At 40.1% G+C, this 24,870-nt stretch carries 20 protein-coding genes; 7 read left to right on the top strand and 13 right to left on the bottom strand.

Annotated features, from left to right (window positions below):
- Window positions 1-4: 4 nt before the first annotated feature.
- The 7 genes from PHI47_RS02860 to PHI47_RS02830 all read right to left on the bottom strand — a co-directional run bounded on the left by PHI47_RS02860 (window position 5) and on the right by PHI47_RS02830 (window position 9,956).
- Entirely contained in the window at window positions 5-2,236 is a 2,232-nt protein-coding gene (locus PHI47_RS02860; protein ID WP_299933553.1) for a hypothetical protein, read from the bottom strand.
- 191 nt (window positions 2,237-2,427) lie between these two features.
- Window positions 2,428-4,686: a right-handed parallel beta-helix repeat-containing protein gene (locus PHI47_RS02855; RefSeq protein WP_299933551.1), complete on the bottom strand. Its 2,259-nt coding sequence runs from the start codon at window positions 4,684-4,686 to the stop codon at window positions 2,428-2,430.
- A 73-nt stretch (window positions 4,687-4,759) separates the two neighbouring features.
- Window positions 4,760-5,830, bottom strand: a complete 1,071-nt coding sequence (locus PHI47_RS02850; protein ID WP_299933549.1) for an acyltransferase — start codon at window positions 5,828-5,830, stop codon at window positions 4,760-4,762.
- A 20-nt stretch (window positions 5,831-5,850) separates the two neighbouring features.
- Window positions 5,851-8,145, bottom strand: a complete 2,295-nt coding sequence (locus PHI47_RS02845) for a polysaccharide biosynthesis tyrosine autokinase (protein WP_299933547.1) — start codon at window positions 8,143-8,145, stop codon at window positions 5,851-5,853.
- The gene (locus PHI47_RS02840) at window positions 8,129-8,947 is read right to left on the bottom strand and encodes a polysaccharide biosynthesis/export family protein (protein ID WP_299933544.1); all 819 of its coding nucleotides are present in this window, start codon (window positions 8,945-8,947) and stop codon (window positions 8,129-8,131) included. Before PHI47_RS02840 ends, PHI47_RS02845 begins: the two co-directional genes overlap by 17 nt.
- Before the next feature lie 113 nt (window positions 8,948-9,060).
- Entirely contained in the window at window positions 9,061-9,282 is a 222-nt protein-coding gene (locus tag PHI47_RS02835) for a hypothetical protein (protein ID WP_299933542.1), read from the bottom strand.
- 29 nt (window positions 9,283-9,311) lie between these two features.
- Window positions 9,312-9,956: a ParA family protein gene (locus PHI47_RS02830; protein WP_299933540.1), complete on the bottom strand. Its 645-nt coding sequence runs from the start codon at window positions 9,954-9,956 to the stop codon at window positions 9,312-9,314.
- 148 nt (window positions 9,957-10,104) lie between these two features.
- On the opposite strand from PHI47_RS02830, the gene PHI47_RS02825 reads away from it, so the two are divergent.
- Window positions 10,105-10,509: a hypothetical protein gene (locus PHI47_RS02825; protein ID WP_299933538.1), complete on the top strand. Its 405-nt coding sequence runs from the start codon at window positions 10,105-10,107 to the stop codon at window positions 10,507-10,509.
- Window positions 10,510-10,518: 9 nt separating this feature from the next.
- Window positions 10,519-10,836: a hypothetical protein gene (locus PHI47_RS02820; RefSeq protein ID WP_299933536.1), complete on the top strand. Its 318-nt coding sequence runs from the start codon at window positions 10,519-10,521 to the stop codon at window positions 10,834-10,836.
- A 21-nt stretch (window positions 10,837-10,857) separates the two neighbouring features.
- Here the strand turns inward: PHI47_RS02820 and PHI47_RS02815 are convergent, their stop codons facing one another.
- Together PHI47_RS02815 and PHI47_RS02810 are read right to left on the bottom strand one after the other, a co-directional pair.
- The gene (locus tag PHI47_RS02815) at window positions 10,858-11,925 is read right to left on the bottom strand and encodes an AI-2E family transporter (protein WP_299933534.1); all 1,068 of its coding nucleotides are present in this window, start codon (window positions 11,923-11,925) and stop codon (window positions 10,858-10,860) included.
- Window positions 11,926-11,935: 10 nt separating this feature from the next.
- Window positions 11,936-13,702, bottom strand: a complete 1,767-nt coding sequence (locus PHI47_RS02810; RefSeq protein ID WP_299933532.1) for an ABC transporter ATP-binding protein — start codon at window positions 13,700-13,702, stop codon at window positions 11,936-11,938.
- A gap of 58 nt (window positions 13,703-13,760) precedes the next feature.
- Here PHI47_RS02810 and PHI47_RS02805 point away from each other — a divergent pair, with 58 nt between their 5' ends.
- The 5 genes from PHI47_RS02805 (at window position 13,761) to fetB (ending at window position 19,251) form a co-directional block, all read left to right on the top strand.
- Window positions 13,761-14,105: a hypothetical protein gene (locus PHI47_RS02805; RefSeq protein WP_299933530.1), complete on the top strand. Its 345-nt coding sequence runs from the start codon at window positions 13,761-13,763 to the stop codon at window positions 14,103-14,105.
- A gap of 44 nt (window positions 14,106-14,149) precedes the next feature.
- Window positions 14,150-16,372: a 5-methyltetrahydropteroyltriglutamate--homocysteine S-methyltransferase gene (metE, locus tag PHI47_RS02800; RefSeq protein ID WP_299933529.1), complete on the top strand. Its 2,223-nt coding sequence runs from the start codon at window positions 14,150-14,152 to the stop codon at window positions 16,370-16,372.
- 151 nt (window positions 16,373-16,523) lie between these two features.
- Window positions 16,524-17,120 carry a peroxiredoxin gene (locus tag PHI47_RS02795; RefSeq protein WP_299933528.1) on the top strand — a complete coding sequence of 199 codons (597 nt, stop codon included), beginning with the start codon at window positions 16,524-16,526 and terminating at the stop codon, window positions 17,118-17,120.
- Between the two features lie 132 nt (window positions 17,121-17,252).
- The gene (locus PHI47_RS02790; RefSeq protein WP_299933526.1) at window positions 17,253-18,509 is read left to right on the top strand and encodes a diguanylate cyclase; all 1,257 of its coding nucleotides are present in this window, start codon (window positions 17,253-17,255) and stop codon (window positions 18,507-18,509) included.
- Between the two features lie 7 nt (window positions 18,510-18,516).
- On the top strand, window positions 18,517-19,251 hold the full coding sequence (gene fetB / locus PHI47_RS02785; RefSeq protein ID WP_299933524.1) for an iron export ABC transporter permease subunit FetB: 735 nt from the start codon (window positions 18,517-18,519) through the stop codon (window positions 19,249-19,251).
- A gap of 21 nt (window positions 19,252-19,272) precedes the next feature.
- Here the strand turns inward: fetB and PHI47_RS02780 are convergent, their stop codons facing one another.
- Genes PHI47_RS02780 through PHI47_RS02765 form a run of 4 tightly spaced genes read right to left on the bottom strand, consistent with a single transcriptional unit; the run spans window position 19,273 to window position 24,854 of the window.
- Complete coding sequence (locus PHI47_RS02780; protein ID WP_299933522.1) at window positions 19,273-21,804, bottom strand: HD domain-containing phosphohydrolase; 2,532 nt, start codon at window positions 21,802-21,804, stop codon at window positions 19,273-19,275.
- Window positions 21,791-22,372 (bottom strand): biliverdin-producing heme oxygenase, encoded by a 582-nt coding sequence (locus PHI47_RS02775; protein ID WP_299933520.1) that lies wholly within the window; start codon window positions 22,370-22,372, stop codon window positions 21,791-21,793. Before PHI47_RS02775 ends, PHI47_RS02780 begins: the two co-directional genes overlap by 14 nt.
- Before the next feature lie 28 nt (window positions 22,373-22,400).
- On the bottom strand, window positions 22,401-24,131 hold the full coding sequence (locus tag PHI47_RS02770; protein WP_299933518.1) for a GGDEF and EAL domain-containing protein: 1,731 nt from the start codon (window positions 24,129-24,131) through the stop codon (window positions 22,401-22,403).
- Between the two features lie 3 nt (window positions 24,132-24,134).
- Window positions 24,135-24,854, bottom strand: coding sequence for a PAS domain-containing protein (locus PHI47_RS02765; RefSeq protein ID WP_299933516.1), 720 nt, complete (start codon window positions 24,852-24,854; stop codon window positions 24,135-24,137).
- Between the last annotated feature and the right edge of the window lie 16 nt (window positions 24,855-24,870).

Genomic DNA, 24,870 nt, shown 5'->3' with positions numbered 1-24,870 from the left:
GGAATTAATGATAATAAATCGTATTTGCACCATTCGTCCAAATTTTTCCATGATTTCCAGTCACGTCTATTCTTGTTACTCCAGTTGCAGTAATATTGTAACCGTTGACATCTGTACTTCCCGTAACATTGTTATTGATTAGGATCAATTGATAAAAAGTTGCATTAAAGCATGCATAAGCCGGTCCGACGTTATTACTGATATTATTCTCTTTAACCGTAATGATAGCACTAGGATTTGAATCGATATAGACCAATCCTGCACCAAGGCTAGTCGTACCATTGAAATTAATATCATTATGATGATAAATAATATTAGTGGAAGCCGGTGATTTTGCTCCGGCAGCAACATTGTTGTGTAAATAATTACCTGCCACCTCTATACTGTCACTAGTACTTAAATCCAATCCGTAGTTTGCATTTCCGAACGACTCATTCGAATAAATGAGCACTTTTGCCGGAGCCAACAATCTATTTACAATACCGTGCAGTCCGTTTGACGAACGGCTATATCTAATCGTAATTCTTGAATTATCCCAAGCCGTATCTCTACGAAAAGAGATCCCTGCCCCTTGATCGGGTTTAAAGTTTTTTGCCTCTATAAACTCAACGAGAACATTCCCCTTTGCAGTGGGACCACCGATACCAAGCACCGTCGTACCACTCCCATCCACCGTAAAATTTCTAACAATGATATTTTCACCTCTAATATCCACTGCGGAAGGAAGAGAATTTGAAGATGTCATATTGTTCTCAAGAATGGTTTTTCCCATCCCCGAGCCTTCTAAAATCACATTGTCTGGAATTACAATACCATCTGTTGTCTTGATGGTACATGCCGGCATCACGATCTTCCCGCCCTCTGCTGGAATAGCGTTAAGGAGCCCTTGTAACGCTTTTTGCGTACACTCTAGTAAGGGATAGACATTATCTGCAGGTACCGTAAATCCTTGAAATCCCCATGTAGGATTTTCAAGAGGTAAGCACTCTTTGGTTTGAATACGATAGTAATGAGTATTGTCGCACGGTGTACTCACCGGGGATTTGGTATAGTTATCGACAAGGCTGGTAAGATTAGAGATAGCCAAAGAACCGATATAGCTCGAATTGATATGCCCGTTTACCCTTTTATTCAATAAGACATTCGTCGGTACTGATGATGTAAGGTTAAGCGTTTCGGTTTGCGCATTTAATGAAAGCGTTGTATCTTTAGGGATAGTCGATTGATCTACGTCAATACTGTATTTCCCGTATTTATCAGATACTCCGTTACCTACTTTATTCCCTCCGACATACACACTGAGTGCTGCACCGCTTACAATATTCGCCCCTGTAGGAGTCGTTGTCACCAACCCTGAAATACGCAGTTTTCCATTCGGAACTTTTTTAGCGAGCATTGCACTCATCGCATCCGTTCCATTAATAACAGCCTGAACCCTTGAATCATTCCAAAAACTTTGTATCTTCGCATCTCCGTATGCAGTTTTACTCTCCGGGGCATTGACCAAGCTGCTGATTGCCGCGCGAAGATTATCAATTCCAGTACCATCAGCTAGCAAAATGCGATGAACCAAATCAGCACTAAAAACTGTCACATCAAATCCGCTGCTATTGGCTGCGGATAAGACCGCATTCACTATCCGATTCATCGCTTGGTTGGCAGCGGTAACGGTATACGCCGCCGATCTGCTAGCAAACCCAAGTTTGGTAGCCAAAGTACCGCGATTGACAGTTCCATCTGCCGCGGCTAACGTACTCATCGGGGTAATCGTAAAATTCACATCTAACAATACGGCCGTATCAACGACCAACGGACTGTTTTGGGTCGGTTCGTTGGTATCGAACTTACCGTCTCCGTTTAAATCGATAAAACCACCGATTGCTATAACTTTTGCAGGTTTAACACTGCAGTTATTGAGCGAATAAACTCCGCTTCCCATCTCCGTAAAACTTTCACAAATTGATGTATCCCGAGTAATTTTATAGGCATCAGTAACACTTTTTATTCCGATAAGCCTAGCACCGACAATTACATCATCCGATACCGTGACATAATAATTTGCAGTCCCATCCACGCTGCTTGGATACGTATCACCGGTACTCATACTACCTATCCCACTCATAAGAGCTTCATTACTACTATTACTTCCCGAACTGCCACAACCACAAATAAAATAGCTGACAAAGATTAACAACAATATAGGCTGAATATAGAATTGGTTTTTGATATTCAACATTTCCAGCCCCTTCATTTATATAATCTATTAATATACTCCATAATTATTAAATTAATGTAAATTTACTATCTCGATAAATGTACATAAAATATTAATAAGCCCTGATCATATTACGTAAACTAGCTATATTGCAAAGTATAAAATTATGAATGGATTGAATCAGCAGATGTAGAGCGAGGATAACCAAATGGTTAATGGTAGAGAACCGTAGTGGTACCTTCCGTCCAAAGTTTTCCATGATTCCCTGTTATATCAATTCTTGTTACTCCGGTTCCAAGAATATTGTAGCCGTTGGCATCTGCACTTCCTGTAATCTTGTTATTGATTAAGGTCAATTGATAAAAATTTGCACCCCAAGATGTAAAGGCCGGTCCGACGTTATTACTGATATTATTCTCTTTAACCGTAATGATAGCACTAGGATTTGAATCGATATAGACCAATCCTGCACCAAGGCTAGTCGTACCATTGAAATTAATATCATTATGATGATAAATAATATTAGTGGAAGCCGGTGATTTTGCTCCGGCAGCAACATTGTTGTGTAAATAATTACCTGCCACCTCTATACTGTCACTAGTACTTAAATCCAATCCGTAGTTTGCATTTCCGAACGACTCATTCGAATAAATGAGCACTTTTGCCGGAGCCAACAATCTATTTACAATACCGTGCAGTCCGTTTGACGAACGGCTATATCTAATCGTAATTCTTGAATTATCCCAAGCCGTATCTCTACGAAAAGAGATCCCTGCCCCTTGATCGGGTTTAAAGTTTTTTGCCTCTATAAACTCAACGAGAACATTCCCCTTTGCAGTGGGACCACCGATACCAAGCACCGTCGTACCACTCCCATCCACCGTAAAATTTCTAACAATGATATTTTCACCTCTAATATCCACTGCGGAAGGAAGAGAATTTGAAGATGTCATATTGTTCTCAAGAATGGTTTTTCCCATCCCCGAGCCTTCTAAAATCACATTGTCTGGAATTACAATACCATCTGTTGTCTTGATGGTACATGCCGGCATCACGATCTTCCCGCCCTCTGCTGGAATAGCGTTAAGGAGCCCTTGTAACGCTTTTTGCGTACACTCTAGTAAGGGATAGACATTATCTGCAGGTACCGTAAATCCTTGAAATCCCCATGTAGGATTTTCAAGAGGTAAGCACTCTTTGGTTTGAATACGATAGTAATGAGTATTGTCGCACGGTGTACTCACCGGGGATTTGGTATAGTTATCGACAAGGCTGGTAAGATTAGAGATAGCCAAAGAACCGATATAGCTCGAATTGATATGCCCGTTTACCCTTTTATTCAATAAGACATTCGTCGGTACTGATGATGTAAGGTTAAGCGTTTCGGTTTGCGCATTTAATGAAAGCGTTGTATCTTTAGGGATAGTCGATTGATCTACGTCAATACTGTATTTCCCGTATTTATCAGATACTCCGTTACCTACTTTATTCCCTCCGACATACACACTGAGTGCTGCACCGCTTACAATATTCGCCCCTGTAGGAGTCGTTGTCACCAACCCTGAAATACGCAGTTTTCCATTCGGAACTTTTTTAGCGAGCATTGCACTCATCGCATCCGTTCCATTAATAACAGCCTGAACCCTTGAATCATTCCAAAAACTTTGTATCTTCGCATCTCCGTATGCAGTTTTACTCTCCGGGGCATTGACCAAGCTGCTGATTGCCGCGCGAAGATTATCAATTCCAGTACCATCAGCTAGCAAAATGCGATGAACCAAATCAGCACTAAAAACTGTCACATCAAATCCGCTGCTATTGGCTGCGGATAAGACCGCATTCACTATCCGATTCATCGCTTGGTTGGCAGCGGTAACGGTATACGCCGCCGATCTGCTAGCAAACCCAAGTTTAGTAGCCAAAGTACCGCGATTGATAGTGTAATTTGCTGCCGCTAATGTACTCATTGGGGTAATTGTCAAATTTACATCCGCCAATACAGTAGTATCAACGACCAACGGACTGTTTTGGGTCGGTTCGTTGGTATCGAACTTACCGTCTCCGTTTAAATCGATAAAACCACCGATTGCTATAACTTTTGCGGGTTTAACACTGCAGTTATTGAGCGAATAAACTCCGCTTCCCATCTCCGTAAAACTTTCACAAATTGATGTATCCCGACTTATCTCATAGGTATCGGTAATACTTTTTATCCCGATAAGCCTAGCACCGACAATTACATCATCCGATACCGTGACATAATAATTTGCAGTCCCATCCACACTGCTTGGATACGAATCGCCAGTACTCAAATTACCGACACCGCTAAGCGTGTCGCTGGTACTGCTGGTGCTGCCGCCACCGCCGCCGCCACATCCGATTAGAAAAATACCAATAGTTAATAAAATGAATAAATACTTTTGACGAGAGAAAAATATACTATTTTTGCATCTCAATAACATACGAATCAAAAATAACCCTTATTTACTTAAATTATAATGAAATGTATGATAGCAGAAACTTTGTTAACCAGAAGAAAACAAGTTATTTTATTTTCAAACGATAGACAGCATCTATCGTATTATTCACAAATACCTTTAAAGGAGATGAAAACTGTTTCTCAATAAAAATATGCACCATGTAACTTAGTAAGAGTACGCTGCCTAATGTCATAAAAAATAGCCAAAAAGGACTCAACAATCCATAGGTAGAATTAAAAATCATAAACCCTATATTTTGATGCAATAAATATAATGGATATGTAAGCGACCCAGCTAGAATCCATTGTTTCTGTCCGAGCTTACCCGTTTTCTTCAAAGCCATTAACAACATCACAATAAAAAAAGAAGTCAATATTCCTCCGACAATAAATACATTTAAATCGGTATTATAATGATGCTCAAACTCAACCATATAATGTATTTCTTGCAGCAGGGAAAGTCCCCATGCTAAAAATAAAACTGCCACCTTTCTCCACGAAAGTCCATTTAGCCAAATCAAATAAAAAATAGCACCGGAAATAAAATAAGCAGAAAAATTCACTATTAGTAAAAAATTCAATATTTTAATGGGGAATAATTCCAGTATTATAGAGAGAATAATCCAAAGCGTTAAAAAAGATTCTATATGAGAGATTTTTTTCATAAATAGTAGGATGGCAATTAAAAAATAAAACTGCAATTCGATAAACAATGTCCAGTAAACGCCATCAATAGATGGAACATGTAAATAACCACTTATCATTGTCATATTGATTAAATACTGGCTCAATGTTGCTGTATACCTCGGTTCACCTATTAATAGGATAACAATGAAAGTGATTGTACAGCTCGCCCAAAAAGCTGGATAGAGTCGAATAAACCTTGAAACGACAAAACGTCTCATGTTCCCGCCCGATGCACTCATTAAGATTACAAAACCACTTATCATAAAAAACAATTCGACACCAAGATACCCATATTTAGAATAAGGAGCCAGCAGTGGATAAGGTATGACAGACATTGAATCAGCAGCATAACCTCTAAATGTATAATGGAAAAGAACAACTGAAAATGCTGCCATAAATCTTAATAAATCAATTTCATTAATCCTAGTCTTCGCCATTAAAAAGACCATTTAGAGAGAAATGCATTCATTCATTTTTTCTTCCAATACCTAATTTTCTTCAATTCTAATGCATTCAATATAATTCCAATATTCTCAAATCGATGTTCTTTTACAAAACGGTCAATACTATTAACAAAATCTTTTTTAGAATACTGCGCTCTAAAGAGGACCAAATTAAGATCGGAAAGATGCATTAACACAAGGGCATCCGCAACCAATCCAGCTGGTGGAGCTACAAATAAAATATAATCATACGTCTCTTTCAACTTTTGAAGAAGATCTTTAAACTCCGCAGACATCATCATATCATATGGGTTTACTGCGGCTAAACCGCTACAGACAACATCCATATTAGTCTGATCTGTATGATGAAGGACTTCGCCAAATTCATTTTGATTGCTTAGGAGTGTACTAATCCCCTTATTATTATCAAAATTAAATTTTTGATGAACGGAAGGATGACGTAAGTCCATATCTATAATAATAACTTTTTTTCCACTTTGTGCCATAACTCGTCCGAATTCAATCGCTGTTGTAGCACGCCCTTCCCCCCACATAGATGAAGTAAAGGTAATAATATTTGGTTTCTGCTGATCCGAGCTATATTCAAATTTAGTAAGAAGTACACGTAATGCATCTTGATACAGACTTTTTTTATTCTTAAAATAAGGCAATACTGCAAATATCGGTAATGCAGTACGCTTCTCAACATCCGAAACAGATTGAATCGTTGCAGCCAGCGCATTTCTTGCTAATGCTTGTAAGATACCGAATATAAGTCCAATAAGAAATCCTAAGAAAACAATCAAACCTTGATTAGGCTTTACAGGGTTTCTATCTGCATATGCATGATCAAGAATCCAATCACCTGAAACGGTAGATGATTCCAGAATAGTCGTTTCCGCTCTTTTTTGTAGAAGATATGCGTAAACATTTTTATTAACTTCATAACTATTTGAAAGCTTAGACAACTGTTTTTCTTCTTCTGGAATTTCAGCTATAACACCCTTATTTTTTTGAATAATTCCATTGAGTGTATCTTTTCTCTGTTGAATGCTGCGAAGATTGCTCTCAATACTCCCTTTTATGCTACTTTTTAGTGAGCTGATCTGCTGATTAACTTTTATCACGGAAGGATGTTTGTCCGTATAATCTACGATCAATGTTGCACGTAAAGTAACTGCTTCCTGTAGCTTTTGAATTAGAATAAGCAACGGGGAACCGACAAGCGCTGCAGACCCTGGGTCAACCTCTGCAACTGAACTCCCCTCTTTGATATTGGATAGTAACTTTTTGTAAACTTCTTCCTCTACATTAAGCTGATCCTGTTCTTTCTCCAATTCACTGAGCTTGGTTGTTTCAGCCAGTGCTTTATCTCTTAAATCAACCGTAACTGCGTGTGACGATTTATAATCTTTTAAACTGCCTGCTGAATTCTGAAGATTTTGGTTTATTTCACCTAACTGCTTATCAATAAAATTCAATGTTTTTTGTGCACTGGCACTTGTTTTTGCAATATTTTGCTCTTGATAGGCATGCGCTATCGCACTAAGCATATCCTCTGCTCGTTCTAAGGAGTTATCCTCATATGTCAAGATTAACACTGAAGCTTTATCAGATGCCGGAGAAGCATTGAGAGATGCCTGAACCGACTCTATCGTCTGTTCATTTGGAATAATAGTAAACGAATAGTCTTTATTACTCATATCCCCATTCATACTAATTGTCATATCAAACAATGGATTATGAATTGGAAGAGCATATTCATATATCTCTGACAATGAAATTAACTTTTCACTTCTTAATAATCCCATTAATTTCATCATAAATGATGGCTCGATAGTCAATCTAAAATGTTGACTATCCACCGGATGAAGTTGAAATTTATATCTTAATGCACTATCGGATATTGTTTTGCAATTAACTGTAAACGGAGAATTTTTGTACAATTCTATTGAATGCATCCCTTCCTTAGTGGAATACCGCACTTCCATAGGAACACTCTCAAGGGCTCTGCCGATGACTGCCTTCGATTTTAAAATCACCGACTCATTTTCTAAATTAACTTTTTGACCGTTTAATGCACTAGCAAGCATATCTCCACCATTCTCACCAGTCAGGGATTCAGGCTGCACTTGCATTGATAAACTTGCGCGATATACATTTGGAGAAAATAAGGCAAATAGAATTCCAATAAAAAGGGCTACTACCGTTATAGCTGTAATCGAAACCTTATATCGACCTATAGTTGCAATAATTTCCTTGAAGTCGATTTCTTCTTCATGTGAAGAAGAAATATTAGTTTGATTATTTGAAGAGTACATTAATAGCCTTCCCATTTTTAATTTGTGTATAGTCAACAAAAGGAAATAACATTGAATGCAGCATATCAAAGAATGGCATTTGCTCTTTAAATGCAACATTGTAAGCTTTCATACCACGAGGCTGTACGTATACAATATCATTTGGCTGAAGAATCAAACTTGTAAACTTCATCGATGAGAGGTCTGATAAATTAATTTCACGAACTTCCGGGTTACGCAACCCTCCTCGTATTACATACAGATTTGTTCGCTCTGCATCATCAGTCAGATCCCCCGAATATGCAAGTGCCTCAAACAGTGACATTGTTCCATTGGTTACTTGAACCACACCGGGCTTTTTGACTTCCCCTAAAACAAAAAGCTTTTGGTTGAGGATTTTTACGGTGACAAAGGGATTTTTTAGATATTGTTTATAGGCATTGGTTAACTTTTCTGATGCATTATTTTCAGTCGAACCACCTATGTTTACAGCCCCTACCAGTGGAAGACGTACTGTACCGTCATTGGGGATCAAATATCCCTCTGTCCCATCCCGAGTCAACGCTGCCTGCATTCGCCCGCCTGTGTTAAGAATTTGATTGAGCTGTTGATCCCCTTCGTTGGACGATTGATTTACAACAATAATCTCAACACGATCTCCCTTGGCAATTTTCCACTCAAATTCAGCTTCTTGTGTATATTCAGTATCTGACACATTCCGTATCGCAGTACTGCTATTATTATCAAAATATTTAAATGTTTTTGTCGAACACCCACTAAAGAGTAAACCGGCTATAGTTATCAAACAGAATGTACTCTTCATACTTCATCCTCATTATTTTATTGTTGTTTTACGCTCAATTTTAATATTCAAATATGGCGATTAGTATAACGTATTTACACAAATTTATTCCTAATATGCCAAATTTTTCGGCTTTAAAGTAACCCGTCTCTCTGCATCCTCTCTTGTAATGCAATCAATATATATGCGCTTACTGTTCCCCCATGAAACTCACGGATTTTATCTTCCCATTCAACGGGAATCGTAATCAGTTTTTTCTTCTTTTCTTTATCCCTTTTAACCTGATCTTCCCTCTCACTCATGGCGGCGGAACTTTTGACTTTTTCGATATTTTGGAGAAAGCTTTTTTTTACCATTTTATATCCTTTATATATATTTTAAATATCTATTTGATATTTAAAATCGATTTTACTTCTTGAAACAGTTCATCCATTTCCTGATCGGCACGACTAAAAATACGATATTCTTTGATACTTTTACCCTCTCCGACTGAATGAGCAATGTCGACCCGTTGACGTAAAACGGACGTAAGAAGTTCAAAGTGTTCTGACATACAGATAAACTCGATCAAATCTCCAAAGCGTTTCATAGCCGGGTTGATATTATTGAATAAAATGTGAGTTTTTAATATTTCACCTTGAATATCCGAAAGACTTTTAAGTATTTCTTCATACTTTTGCAATCCCATCAGATCGAATGGCTTATCACTAACTGGTGTAATCAATAAATCTGAAGCGATAATAGCAACACGATTATGGGCACTATCAAATCCTCCCGAATCAATAATAGTCAAAATATCGTCCGAATCTTTTTGAGCGTATTCCGCTAATTCTTCGGCTGTATTGAAATGGAGCATTTGTATCGGTAAAAGATTATGTTCCTGACGGAGAGCATTGGTAACCGTCAATGAGCGCTGGGTATCAAGATCGATGATGCGGGTGTCAATAATTTTCGAAAAATTAACAGCCAGATTCCAAGCAACCGTTGATTTTCCGACGCCCCCTTTTTGATGCGATAGAGTAAGTGTCATATATATACCTTAGATATTTATAGAATATAAAAAGTATATACTTTAGATACTTAAAGTAATCAACACAATAAACCGTATAAATAAAAAATTGATTCACTAAATTATCTAAAAGAGGTGTATAATAAACATTATCGCGAAAGGAATTAGTATGACCGAACAACAATTACTTACCTTATTTGTCGGGATCATCGCGATATGTATGGTAACCATCACCGTCGTAATCGTTTATATCGGAATCAATTCGATCAAAACAATGAGCAAAGTGAACGAATTTATCACACATCTCCAAAATGAACTTAGTTTTATCTCCGGTAAGGCGGTAGTTACATTACAGGATGTAAGTGAATTACTCGGTCATCTCAAAGGTGAAACACGTGCAGTCACCGAGAAATCATTAATGTCTCTGCACGAATTGCACGCTTTGATCGCATTTCTTCATGATGAAACAAAATCACTTGCCCTTAAAGCTTCAAACGGAATTGCCAAAGTGACGATAGGGACACTTGCTATCGGTGCACTTTCTCAGTTTTTCAAGAAAAAACCCAACGAATAAGGACTAACAATGAATCAGCAAAACACTCTTCTCAGTTTCGTACTCGGTGCTGCCATCGGCGGTGCAGCTGCGTATTATGCGTATAAACACAAAGATGAGATTTTGGAAAAAATCAATGATATGGAAGACAATCTCCACTTCGATCAACACGAATGGATTGAGAAAGCAAAAGACCAGCTCGATCATCTGACACACACCTTCCAGTCGGCTGTTCAACGCTATTCCCATTCTTCGAATGAAGAACCATCAAAAGAAGATGAAATCGCGCGTCTGACGGAAGAGCTCAATGCACTGCGTCAAGAGATGCAGACACTCAAAGCGGTTTAAATTCGCTATTATCCTCTCTTTTTAAGGGAGGATAATACGATTAGTCTTTCGCATTGTCCGCAATGTTGTCACTGCAAAAGCGACGATAGCCGGTCCTAATATTATTCCCCAAAACCCGAATGTTGCCAATCCTCCCACTATCGCAAAAAAGATCACAAACTCATTGATACGACGTTTCCCGCGGCTGAGTGTACGATTTACAAAATTTAGAATTACCAGCTTTACTATATTGTCGATAAAAAATGCCATCATTGCATACGAATAGATCGAAATGATAAGAACATTCATAATGTTTCCCTGAAAATACTCATGTACTACGACCGGAATCCATACCAATGCGGTACCCACTACCGGGATAATCGATGCGATACCGGTTAAAAAACCGAGTAACAAAGCATTGTACCCCTCAAAAAAAGCGATGAAAATTCCAAATGCCAATCCTTGAGCGATCATCACCCCTATCAACGTATAAAACACTACCGCGATCATAGTCGTCATTTCATCCAAGAACTCCCGTTTGACGGAGCGTTTTAGTGGAATAATCGGGAGAAGGAAAAGGGTAATACTTCGACCGTACCACATTAAAAAGAAAAAGAATATTACGATCATCGCCATCTCACCGAGCATCGCCATAAATGTTTTTAAACCGTTACCCATCCATCCTGCCAAAAAGGCAATGATCTCATCTTTGTGTTGTTTAGAGAGAGCAATTACATTATCAAGCGGATCTTTTAACCAAGCAAGATAGGAAGGCAAATGAGTGCTGATCGAATCCACTTGATTCGTAAAGGTACGAATAAGTTCCATGGTATTGGCAGGATTATCAAGCACTTGAAATAGAAACAAAGCAATAGGGACAAAAATGATAAGAGCAAGCCCCAATGTCACAATGGCAGCTGATGTCACTGAAGCAAAATTTCTTAATCGTTCATAGCTATCAATTTTATCCCTGAGTATTTGATTGAGCGGTGAAACTGCCATTGCAAGGAGCAATGCGACAAAAAACCCTTTTAAAAAAGGCAAAAACAACCATAAGATAAGAACAAATGCCCCGATTCCGATCCAGCGTAAAAAATTATTTTGTCGCATAACTGTATCCTTAGGCGTGTTGAGAGTTGATAAACCGAGTAAAACTGCCATCTTTGGCTTCTAAAATTTCTCTTGTTCCCTCTTCGAGTATGATACCGTTTTCCAATACATAAATGTAATCGGCACGCGTTACCGTACTGAGTCGATGGGCGATGATAATCACCGTTTTCTCTGCCAAAAATGCCTCCAATGCCTCAAACAGTGCACTCTCCGTATGAACGTCAAGCGCCGAAGTGGACTCATCAAAGATAACTACTTTGGGATTGGCCAATACCATTCGAGCAATACTGAGACGCTGACGCTGACCGCCCGACAATCGGATACCGAATTTCCCCACCTGCGTTTCCAATCCCATCGGCAACGCTCCGACAAACTCGGAGAGCTGTGCGATGTTTAATGCTTTGAGTATATCTTCATCACTGATCGGATCACCCATAGTGAGGTTGAATCGGAGCGTATCATTAAACATCAGCGGCTGTTGCAAGACGACGAATACTTCATCACGTACTTTTGAAAAACCGATTTCATTTACGCTCACACCGTTATAGAGAATATCTCCCGATGTCGGCGGATAAAATCCGACCAGCAATTGAGACAGAGTACTTTTACCGCTTCCGCTTGCACCAATGATGGCGACAATGCTGCCTGATGGAATGTCTAGATTAAGTCCCTTTAAGACCGGTTCATCCTCATTGTATCCAAATACCAAATCACGTGTTTGAATAGAGAGGGCACGTACTTTTTCCAATGACGTCTCAGAACCGCTAAAAGTCGGTTCGGTAGGAAGAGATAAGAGTTCATTCAGCCGTGCAAGAGCATTTTTAGCATTGGCAAAGCTGTACTGCATTGAAAGCAAATCCTGCACCGGAGTCATCATAAACCACAGATAGCCAAAGATACCGAACATGAGCCCGATACTCAGATCCGAATACAGAACCATCACCAGTCCCAATGCACGGAAAATCTCAAATCCGCTCAAAAAGAGGGTATACGAGTATCTCTCCCCCATCAGCGCTTTAATACCGTATTCGCTCGCACTTTGACGTAAACGCTTCGATTGATCGATTGCGTTCTCAATAAAACGCTCCTCTTTGTTGCTAGCCCGTATCTGACCGAAGAGATCACACATCTGAGTGAGGGTATCGGAGAGCTCACCGATGGTACGGTTTTGTTCTTTTTTGAGCGCCCCTACCCGTCCGGAAATTTTACGGGTCACTATCATAATCATGGGCTGAAAAATGAGGATGAGAACCCCAAAGAGAGGATTGATCCAGATTAGCACTGCCGCAACACCGATAAGGGTTGCAACCGAAACGATAAGTTTGGAGAGGGCACTTCCTAAAAACTGCTCGATCGTATCAATATCAGTTATCAGATGGGTAATCACCTTGCCGCTTCCCAGACGCTCATATGCGCTCATCGAAACATGTTTTAGGTGTTCCAACGCTCGGACACGTATCGCAAAACTGAGCTCCTGCGAAAGGGTAATAAAAAATTTCTGAGATACGACGCTAAGGAAGAAAAAAACAAATCGCAAACTAACCGTTACCGCCAGCACAATCCCGATATAAAGGAGCGGTTCGTGGACAGGGGTGAGCCAATCGATTGCTTCTGTGACTTTTCCCCCTTTTTTTAGGACTACCTCATCGACCATGAGCGGAATCAACAAAGGGATCGGAATAGAAATAAGGGTCGCGAGTATTGCGATAATATTCCCCCATAAGAGGGAACGTTTGTATTGGAGCATCATGGAGAAGAGATTTTTAAAGGTTACCATAGTGCGATTATATCTATATCTTGATGTATAATTCCACCAATATTTTTATGAGGATACTATGGCAAAAGGGTTTAAGGGGCGTTACTTTTCACTCCAAGCGATTACCGCTACCGTCAATGCTACGACGCTGCATAACCGTGCTGTTCGTACACACACCTGCCATTCTTACCGCTCTTATATGAGCGATACGAGTATCGATGAAAGCCCTCCGGATGAACTCGACCTGCTCTTAGAAGCAATCGAACCGTTTGCCCCGAAAGTGTCCCGCTGCCAGTGCCACTGTAACTGTTTTTTCCGACGCCGCACCCGGTGCGCCCTCTATATCTCATCATTCGTCCCGAAACTCCGTTTTTTATTCCGTTATTTACGTACTGATTCTTCGCCGCCGCTACGTCTGTCATAACCCTATTTTCACTCTTTCTAAAACAAAATTTAAAGGTATTAAAAATGACAAACCAGATAACAGTGCTTGGATTTCCCCGTATCGGTGAGAAACGAGAATTAAAAATAGCCCTGGAAAGCTATTGGAAAGGGGAAATTTCCCTAAATGAACTCAATAGTATTGCGGCAGGACTTCGCTTAAAACATTGGAATCTTCAACGCGGTGCAGGTATTGAAGCAGTTGCCGTTAACGATTTTAGTCTTTATGACAATATGCTTGATCTTATGGTCACACTCGGAGCCGAACCGGAACGCTTTAGCGATATTAAGGATCCAACATGCCGTTATTTTACGATGGCACGGGGAGATGAGACTCATATCGCGATGGAGATGACCAAATGGTTTAACACCAACTACCACTACCTCGTCCCTGAACTTCACGGAGGATTCCGATTCGGTGCGATCAATCCTCATAAAATTTTAGAAGAGTACCGCGAAGCACAATTGCATGGTTTTGAGGGAATTATCCATCTCATCGGGCCGATAACATTTTTAAGCCTCTCAAAATGCTCCGAAGATGTCCGGTCTGCCCTCTTTGATCCTCTTTTGGATCAGTACACCGTATTACTCGAAGCCCTGCAACCTCTCGGTGCCGAAATCGTTTTTCATGAGCCCTCTTTGGTATGCGATCCGACACCGAATGATTTGTCACTTCTTAAAATTGCCTATGACCAACTGGGGACAATGGGGAGACTTTGGGTAGCAACCTACTTTGAACATTCCAACGAAGCGACGGCCGTTTTGGTTCATACGCCAATTCACGGTTTGTACCTCGATTTTGTCTACGGCGAAAAAAATATTCAGTCACTCGAAGTATTGGGCAAAAGTAATAAACACGTCGCCATTGGAATTATCAATGGACGCAACGTATGGAAAAATGATCTTCAATCTTCGCTAAAACAACTCAATGAAATCACGAACCATATTCCTAAAGAACGGCTGTATCTCAGTACCTCCTGCTCACTGTTACATGTCCCCTACAACCTCAAACACGAAAACAGATTCAATGCGGAGGTACAGGAGCTGTTAGCTTTTGCCGAGGAGAAGCTGCTCGAACTCTCCGTGCTCTCAAAAGCTTTTTTTAGTAATAGTGGGATTACGGTCAATACACATCCTAAAGCAGCTATAGATGGCGCTGTGCAACAACGGCTCAAGAGCCTCACTCCTAATGATTTCAAACGTCTTACTTCTTTTAGCAAACGTCAGATTATGCAGCAAGAGTATTTTACACTTCCGCTTCTGCCGACGACCACTATCGGTTCGTTTCCCCAAACTGCCAATATTCGCAAACTGCGTCAGGAGTTTAAAAAAGGGTGGATATCACAAACGGAGTATACCCATGCGATGAAAGAGGCCATTGCCCATTGCGTCGACTTTCAAGAATCGATCGATCTGGACGTTCTCGTACACGGTGAGTTTGAGCGCAACGACATGGTAGAATATTTCGGCGAACAGCTTAATGGATTTGCATTTAGCACTAACGGCTGGGTACAAAGCTACGGCAGCCGATGCGTCAAACCTCCCCTGTTATACGGTGATGTAAGCCGTCCAAAAGCAATGACCGTGACGTGGAGCACCTATGCTCAAAGTCTCACAACACGACCGATGAAAGGGATGCTCACGGGACCGGTGACGATCCTCAACTGGAGTTTTGTCCGTGACGATCAGCCCCGATCTCTCACCGCATATCAAATCGCGTTGGCTATTCGAGATGAAGTGGATGATTTGCAGCGAGCAGGGATCAAGATGATCCAAGTCGACGAAGCGGCGTTCAAAGAGGGGTATCCTCTACGTCGTGAGCATCGCGGCTTATACGAGCAATGGGCGTTACAAAGTTTCTTGCTCAGTACGGCGGTTGCGGAAGATGATACGCAAATTCATACCCACATGTGTTATAGCGAATTCACCGATATCATCGAAACCATCGAAGCGATGGATGCCGATGTGATCTCGATCGAAACCTCACGCAGCGGCAATCGGCTATTGCGCATATTTGCCGATGTAGGATATACGCAAGAAGTAGGTCCGGGGGTGTACGATATCCACTCACCTCGTGTACCGAGTGTAGAGGAAATGGAGCAACAAATTCATACACTCCTCGAAGTACTTCCGACAAATCAGCTCTGGATCAATCCCGATTGCGGACTTAAAACCCGTAATTGGGAGGAGACTGAAGCGGCACTCGCAAATATGGTCAAAGCAACTAAAGCCGTCCGTGCTACAGCATAAGATCTCTCCCTTATCGGGGAGACTGCAACTTTGATTCTAAATAATAAAAATTATCCTTTAGAATTTCGAGTTAACTTTATGAGTCTCAATTGAATTAATCTTCATGTGTTACAATTTCCCTACATTACTAAAAACCACACAAGGAAATCCCATGCTCGTTACTAAAAAAGCTCCTGACTTTACTGCGACAACTGTCCTCGGAAACAACCAAATCGTTGATAACTTCAACCTCTATGAAAACCTTGGTGAAAAAGGTGCCGTATTGTTCTTCTATCCGTTGGACTTTACTTTCGTATGTCCGTCTGAATTGATCGCATTTGATCACCGTTTAGAGTCATTCACAGAACGCGGAATCAACGTTATCGGTGTATCGGTTGACTCACAATTCAGTCACTTTGCATGGAAAAACACTCCGGTAAACCAAGGCGGTATCGGTCAAGTTCGCTATCCACTCGTAGCAGACCTTACCAAACAAATCTCACGCGATTACGATGTATTGCTCGGTGATTCTGTAGCACTTCGCGGTTCATTCCTCCTCGACAAAGACGGAACAGTACGTCACGCGGTAATCAACGATCTTCCACTTGGACGCAACATTGATGAGATGCTTCGCATGATCGATGCGATGTTGTTCACTAACGAACACGGTGAAGTTTGTCCTGCAGGTTGGGCAAAAGGTGACGCAGGTATGAAAGCTAGTACTGAGGGTGTTGCTGAGTATCTTGCTGCACACTCTGATAGCCTTTAATTTTCCTTCCCCTTCGGGGGTTTCTTCTTTTTCTTTCCCAAAGCATTCAAATAACTTCGCTTCAATCGCATTTTTGAGTAATCCACCGTCTAATGTGATATGATTAATTATATAGAAATTACGGAAAGAGACATGCACTCAAAAGAGATTAGATATAGTTTTACACGACACTATCTCATCGCCATTGTAATATTGGCAATCCTTTCAAGCAGTGCTTTTTATGCCCTAAAAACAACTCTTAAAAGCAGTGAATCCACTGCCTTTATCGTCAATTTATCCGGAAATCAGAGAATGCTTTCGCAACGTATCGCATTGTATTCACAGCTCTATTATCTGAGTTTATTGAATCCAAAAAACAGCAATGAACACACCAAAATTCGAGAATTATTGACCAAAGCCTCCTTTGAAATGCGTGATGCGAATGAGAAACTGTTATCCGGAAAGATAAATGATGGAGACGAACATGAACTATCGTACGAAATCTATGAACTTTATTTTGGACAAAAACATCTCAAAAATCGGGTAGATGATTATCTAGTATTAATCGATAAATTAATACATGCCAAAACGTATAAAGAAGCCAGTATCATAACAACTAAGATAATCACATCTTCCAATACCCTCGTGAACGATTTAAATGCTGCAGGGTTACAGTATCAAAAAGAAGGCAATGCTAATATTGAAAAAATTCAGGCAATGCTTTTCACGATCTGGATACTAACCATTATTACCTTGTTGCTCGAGATTATTTTTATCTTCCAACCAATGGCACATAAAATGGCAACGCTTTTCCAAAAAATAGTCTGGCATGAACATAACCTGCAAGAAGAGATTAAAATCCGAACGAATAAACTGACTCTGGCGAATGAAAAACTTGCCCATTTGGCTTCACACGACCCACTAACCGGATTGAAAAATCGTCTTAACATGGAAAAAGAGCTACAAGGGTTGATCGATCATCAGCACGTATACCAAAGCAGCTATGCAGTTGTAATGCTGGATATTGACTGGTTTAAAAAAATCAATGATACTTACGGACATGATGCAGGAGATTTTGTATTGACCGAGTTAGCCAAAATCTTTTTAGAATCAGTTCGTCCTCAAGACAGTGTGTATCGTGCAGGCGGTGAAGAGTTTGTCGTTATCTTTAACCGTATCACTCAAGAACAGGCTGTCACTAAATGTGAAAAAATCCGTCAGCGCATTCAGGACCACCCATTTGTCTATCATGAGCTTATATTTAGAATAACGATTAGTATCGGTATCTATCATCCTCAATGTGGGATACTCAATAATGTCACTGATATCCTCAAACTAGCTGACAATGCACTCTACCAAGCCAAAAGAACAGGGCGGAACAAGATTGTTCTAGCCGAAAACTGTTCATAACAGCAGCATGCAATACTCTTTTTTAGCCTCGTATCTCCTCATCATTTTTGCCCTATGGTACTCACGCCGTGAACAGTTCGGTCTAGAGAAAACCATCCTTACGAACTCGATTTTGGCGATGGTTCAACTTGGACTGCTCGGCTATGCTCTCGTTTATCTCTTTAAAATATCCCATCCGTCTCTGCTGTTTTTTGTTTTGCTCGGGATGGTCACTTTCGGTGCCTATACCGCCAAAAAGCGCTCCCCTCTGGGAGAGCACAGTTTTAAAATCGCCTTTTTTACGCTAGGAGCCTCTTCGGGGGTCGTATTTTTATCCATGATGGCGTTCGGAGTGATCCACATGGTTCCCCATGAGATGATCCCCATCGGGGGGATGATTATCGGAAATGCTCTCAATGTTTATACCCAAAGCATCGAGCGGTTTCGCGCCGAGGTAAAAAATACGATAGAAACGATCGAGGGGATGGTGGCACTGGGCGCACCGCTCAAAGAAGCTCTCTCCTTTGCTTCCAAAGCGTCCGTCAAAGCGTCCATGATTCCGACGCTTAATATGCTCCAGACAGTCGGGATCATCCATATTCCCGGTATTACGACGGGGATGCTTCTCGCGGGTGCCGATCCGCTCAAAGCAATCTCCTATCAGCTCGCGGTGATGTATATGATGGTGGCGGTGGCGTTGCTCGCAGCGGTGTTTAGCGTGATGTTTTCGTATAAATATATATTTGTAGCAATTTTTAAATAATTATACTGTCAACTCTACTACTTATTCTTCAAGCATCTTCATCAAATCATCGATATCAACTTCTTGTATGACAGTGCTAACATCATGCATACATTGATACAATGTTTGTTTGTATAGTGTATGCTCATCTGAAGAATGGCTACCGATAATGAAGTCATCTCCAAAAACACGAAAGATCTGCTCAACGGGAATCGTAGATTGTAATTGCTGAGAAATGGTATGTATCAAGGTATTTCCGGCATGCCATCCATGATTAGCATTGTAATCTGACATCCCTTTGATCTCAACCAATAGATAATGACGGTATATAACATCGGGGACTAAACTGTGAATGATCATATGCAGGTACGATTCATTGTATACACCGGTTAACTGGTCTTTAAAGTAATATGAAAATCGGGCACGTTCTATCGGAGTTATCGGAATTTGTGACGCAATATCGTCGCCATCTAAGGTTTGTAAGGCTAATACAGCGGCATCGACAACACGGGGATGATACCAAATTCCTCGATAACGGATAATCTCTTCAATCGATTCTGCCATAGAGCGACGTGGCTGATAAATACGGTTGCTAGTCATCGCATCGATCGCATCGGCAACAATCATAATATGTGAGGCAAGAGGAATATCATCGCCCATAAGACCTCTTGGATAACCTGTTCCATTGTACTTTTCATGATGACACCGAATTATGTCGGCTAAAGGACGATAATACGAAATTCGGCTTAGCATTTGGTATCCCGTATTGAGATGAGATTTTATCAATTCATACTCACTGCTGTCTAATCGACCAGGCTTGAGCAAAATAGCATCAGGGACGACTACTTTTCCAATGTCATGCAAGATCGCCGCTTCGTAGAGTTGAGACCGCTGATCGACAGTTAATCCGATAGTTTTGGCAATCAAATCACAATAAACCGCAACGCGTCGAGTGTGACCGGCCGTGTAGGCATCTCGTTGCTCTATTAAGTCCACCAGACTCTCTAAAAGCTGTTTGTAGTGCAACAGTTTTTCATCTTCCATTTGTTTGATCTGATGTTGTTGTACAATCACTTTTTTCTGGGATTCAAACCCTTGATACAGATGGGTGATAATGGGGATAAAGTGATTTCCAAACGCAATTTCAGATCTCTGCCATGGATCAGATTGATAACGCACCGTTTCCTTAAACGCCGCAAATGATTTACGTGGAGAGATTCCCCCCTGATCATTAAGTGTTGCTTTTTCATACGGATTACCGCCCCATGTGAGCGTTTGAGCTTTTTCACGTCTAAACCATAGCCAATAGCTTGGGATATTCATAGGCACTTCTATCACGATTAAACCTGAACATTCTCTCAAAAATTGTTCGGAAAAATCGGGTAGAACCGTTATAAGCCGTGAAGTAAAAAATGATCCATTTTCCATAAAAGGCTGAATATATTGAATCATCTTCGAAAGTACTTCTTTGGAATATTGATGGTTATAGCTCACTATCTCTTCGCCGATCAGCAATGCAAATCCATCTGCATCAAAGAGTGAATAAAAGAGTTGGGCATGGTTTGATAACAGTGAAATAAGCTCTTGGTTGCTGCGATCCGTCTGGATACTCGCAGCAATTGCCTCCAGAGTAGAATGAAGCTGTACCGTTCGACGCTGTTCTTCTCCTTGTATCCTGGTTTTTATAAGTCCTGCAAAAATTTTGCCAAAATTCTCGACCAGTTCCAAATAATTCAATGAAAGTTTATGCGCTTGTCTATGATGACATGCAATTAACCCCCATAATTCACCGTCAATCAGAATAGAAATAGTCATGGTGGATTGAACACCCATGTTTTTAAGATATTCTATGTGGACCGGAGATACACTTCGCAGATAGCTATAAGTCATATCCAATGGTACCCTGGAGGGCTCACGAAGGAATCCTATCGGACGGTAATCGACATCAATAATACACCGTACTAAATTTTTTCGAAAAAGCTCCCGTGCTTGAGAGGGAATATCCGATGCCGGATAGTTAAGCCCAAGGTACGATTCCATATCATCTCGTTTGGCTTCTGCAATAACGGATCCGTTAAAATCATTGTCAAATCGGTAAATCATTACCCGATCATAGCCCGTCATCTTCTCAACCTCGATGGCAGCCTGCTCACACATTTGCTCAATTGAAGAAAGGGAGAGCAGCCGTTTAGTAATCTCTCCCAGGCTATGCTGTGAGGTACTGAGATACTCATAAGATGGAGAGGGCACCATCTCAATAATCATCTCGTTATCACTGCAACATTGGATCAAATCGATAGAGGCCTCATTGATGAAACTGACGGTTTGGTTATGAAATATTTGCTGTTTCTGGGATGGTGCATCAACAAAGGTAGAAAATTTTTCTATCAATTCATCGGGGAATACGGTATGCAGTGATGCTCCGATAATCTTCTCAGCATTGGGGAAATTTTCGCTTACTCCTGTAATGACAAGGCTGGCAATATCGTATGAAAGAGCTATCCCGTGCGGTTGAATCAATCCTGGAATATGTATAGGCTCTTTTTCACACAGGCTAAAATCAATTAAGTTCATACATATCTTTTTGAATAGTTAAAAACATAGCGCATGCGCCCAAAATCACATGATCACTTAAGAGGGGATTTTTCGCTTCAAAGCAATCCAAAAATTGGCAAAATTCGCCCCATAACCGCATGGTATTTTCACCATAAGCCTGAAAATATCGAGTACAAGGCACTCCGTCGGCACCGATCATATGGGATAGTTTTCGAGAAAGTATCTGCCCTCCCATGGTAGAACCTTCCAAAACATACATCATCCCGATAGCTGTTTCAAAAGTTGGAGGCGTATCGATAAAAACTGTTGATTCGGTATAGGGAATTTCCTGTTCCAAAGCAGCAAGATCAGCTTTTAATAAAGCAAACCGCGTACGAAGAGCCGGATTAATTTCATAGTGTGCCCATTCCCTCATTCCTATCAAAATCGGTTCCAAAGTTTGATGAATAGCAGCTAATTTGGTTAGATAAATAGCATAGTCTTCCCGTGTGATAGATCCCTCGGCAAGGGCAATTGCAACGGGTGTTTTTTCGAGTTCTGCATGAAATGGAGCGGTTAATTCTTTAAGGCGTTGACGGAGTGTCATATAAAATTCCTTCGAGTTGTATATCTCATCATACTGCTTTATGGTAAGTATTTTCTAAAAATTGGATTAAATCATTGGCAATCATCGGTTTCGTAATAACATATCCTTGCATTGTGTTGATACCGTTGTCGATCAAAAAACTTTGCTGCTCTTTTGTTTCAACACCCTGAGCAACCATTTTAAGCCCGATAGTGTTTGAAAGTGATACGATACTTTTGATCAAAAGTGCCCCTTTTTCATTAAGATTATGGATAGAGGACTGATCTATTTTAAGAGTATTGATACCAAAATCGATCAAATAACTCAGGGATGAATATCCGGTTCCAAAATTATCCAAAGCTACCTGAATACCGATTTTATGAAGTTCTTTGATCACATTTTGGGCAATGATGGCGTCTTTGATAAGCTGACTCTCAATAATTTCAAATACGATACGATGTGGATCAATACGGCTTTTATCTATCATTTTTTCTAACACCGATAAAAATTCAGGGAGAAACAAAGTCGATGTTGTGATATTGACCGAAATCGTATCAGGTGCAATATTACGTGATAACAATGCTGAAAAGGTATCAAATGCTTTTTGAATTACCCACAAATCGATCTCTTTCATCAACCCCGCTTTTTTAGCAACCGGCAAAAAGTCATCAGGACGCATAAACCCTTTTTGCGGATGATTCCAGCGTATTAATACTTCAATACTTGAACATACTTTTGAATGAAAATCGAAGAGCGGTTGATAATGGAGAACAAATTCTTCATTGAATATAGCAGTTTTTAAATCGTCCCCCATTTGAAGATAAGCGTAGGCTTGTTGCGTCATATCCGATGAGAAAAAACGAAATTGATTTCGACCGACATTTTTTGACGCGTACATTGCTACGTCCGCATTATTAAGCAGTGTTTCTGTCGTTGTCCCATCCTGAGGAAAAACACTTATACCGATACTGCAGGTACTGAATATCTTTTCTCCGTCGATTATAAAAGGGTCATTGAAAAGACTCTGTATTTTTGCGGCTACCGTGACAAAATGAGTATTAGAAATTCCATTTTCGATAACAAGGACAAATTCATCTCCTCCTATACGAGAGACGGTATCTCCTTTTCGACATACTTGCCGCATCCGTTTTGCCACTTCAATAAGGAGCTTATCTCCCATTAAATGTCCCAAAGAATCATTGATATTCTTAAAATGGTCTAAATCGACAAAAAACACGCCAAACATTTCACCCGAGCGGCTTTTATGCTCTATAGCTTGATCAATACGATCGGTTAGCAGTTTTCGATTAGGCAGCATCGTTAACGGGTCATGCATCGATATATGAGATAGTCTTTGTGCCTCTTGAAGTAATTTATGCTGGATGGAGAGATGTTCAGTAATATCGTGCATTACCTCAAGATAGCCAATGATGGAACCTTCATTATCCATCATTGGGCTGACACTAATTTCAACATGGTGTAGATCACCTTTTTTATCAATCCGTTGATGTCGAGAAATAGATGGTTTTTTAGTAGAACGAACATGCTCAAGTGGACAATATTCAATATCTTCGGTGCAAGGAAATCGGCTATGATGAATAAGATTGTAACATTTTGCACTATCATTGATGGAAACCGAAAGATCTAAATTATTGGCTGCTTTGTTCATCAATGTAACCGTATAATCAGGTTTTATATAGAGTATCGGATCAGGAATTTGATCAATAATCGCCTGTATAACTTCATCATTTTTGACTATTTCTATTGGCTGTTTCAACATACGTCAGACAATAGCTTTAATTTTTTTGATGATATCTTGGATAGCGGTCACATTTTTTTCAATTCCTAAAAAATATTTTATTCTTTCAGTTTTTTTGTCAAAAATAGGACTAATGGACAATTCATTGTAAACCAATTGCCCCTCTTTTGTATAATTTCGCACGGTTACCGTAATATCTTTTTCTTCTTTGATCGCAGCTCGGATTTTATCAAGAGCAGGTTGATCACGGTCTTCGCCTTGGAGAAAACGGCTGTTTCGTCCGATGACTTCCTCCGGCAAATAACCAAACATTTCCGTAAAAGCTTCATTAACAAATACAATAGGATTATCACTTATGTTCGGATCGGTAATAATCATCCCATTTTTAGCTTGGTCTAGAATTTCAATCAGATAATCGCTTATATCAGGGGTGTTATCACGATATTTTTTGAGTACATACCGTCCGCCGTAATAGTTGTTGATATTTATAAGCGGTATTTTTTTTCTGAGACTACTAATTAAATTGCGAACATTTTTTGCGTTATATTCTTTTTCATAGTCATCCCATATAGCGAAGAAAATATCGACACTGCTGATTGGTCTGTCATGATTTTCAACAAAAAATTTTATCAATTTTGTCATAGTTACAGGGAGAAGTTCAGTTATATTATCCTGTACTATTGCTTCATCAGAAGGGCTCCAATAGCAATTTTCCGATAATTTAATGAGTTGATTCGCATCCATAAAGCTCATTGTAATG

Source organism: Sulfuricurvum sp., from assembly GCF_028713855.1.
Taxonomy (GTDB): Bacteria; Campylobacterota; Campylobacteria; order Campylobacterales; family Sulfurimonadaceae; genus Sulfuricurvum.
The sequence above is the reverse complement of the archived record's forward strand: the minus strand, read 5'-3'. Positions and strand labels throughout refer to the sequence as shown.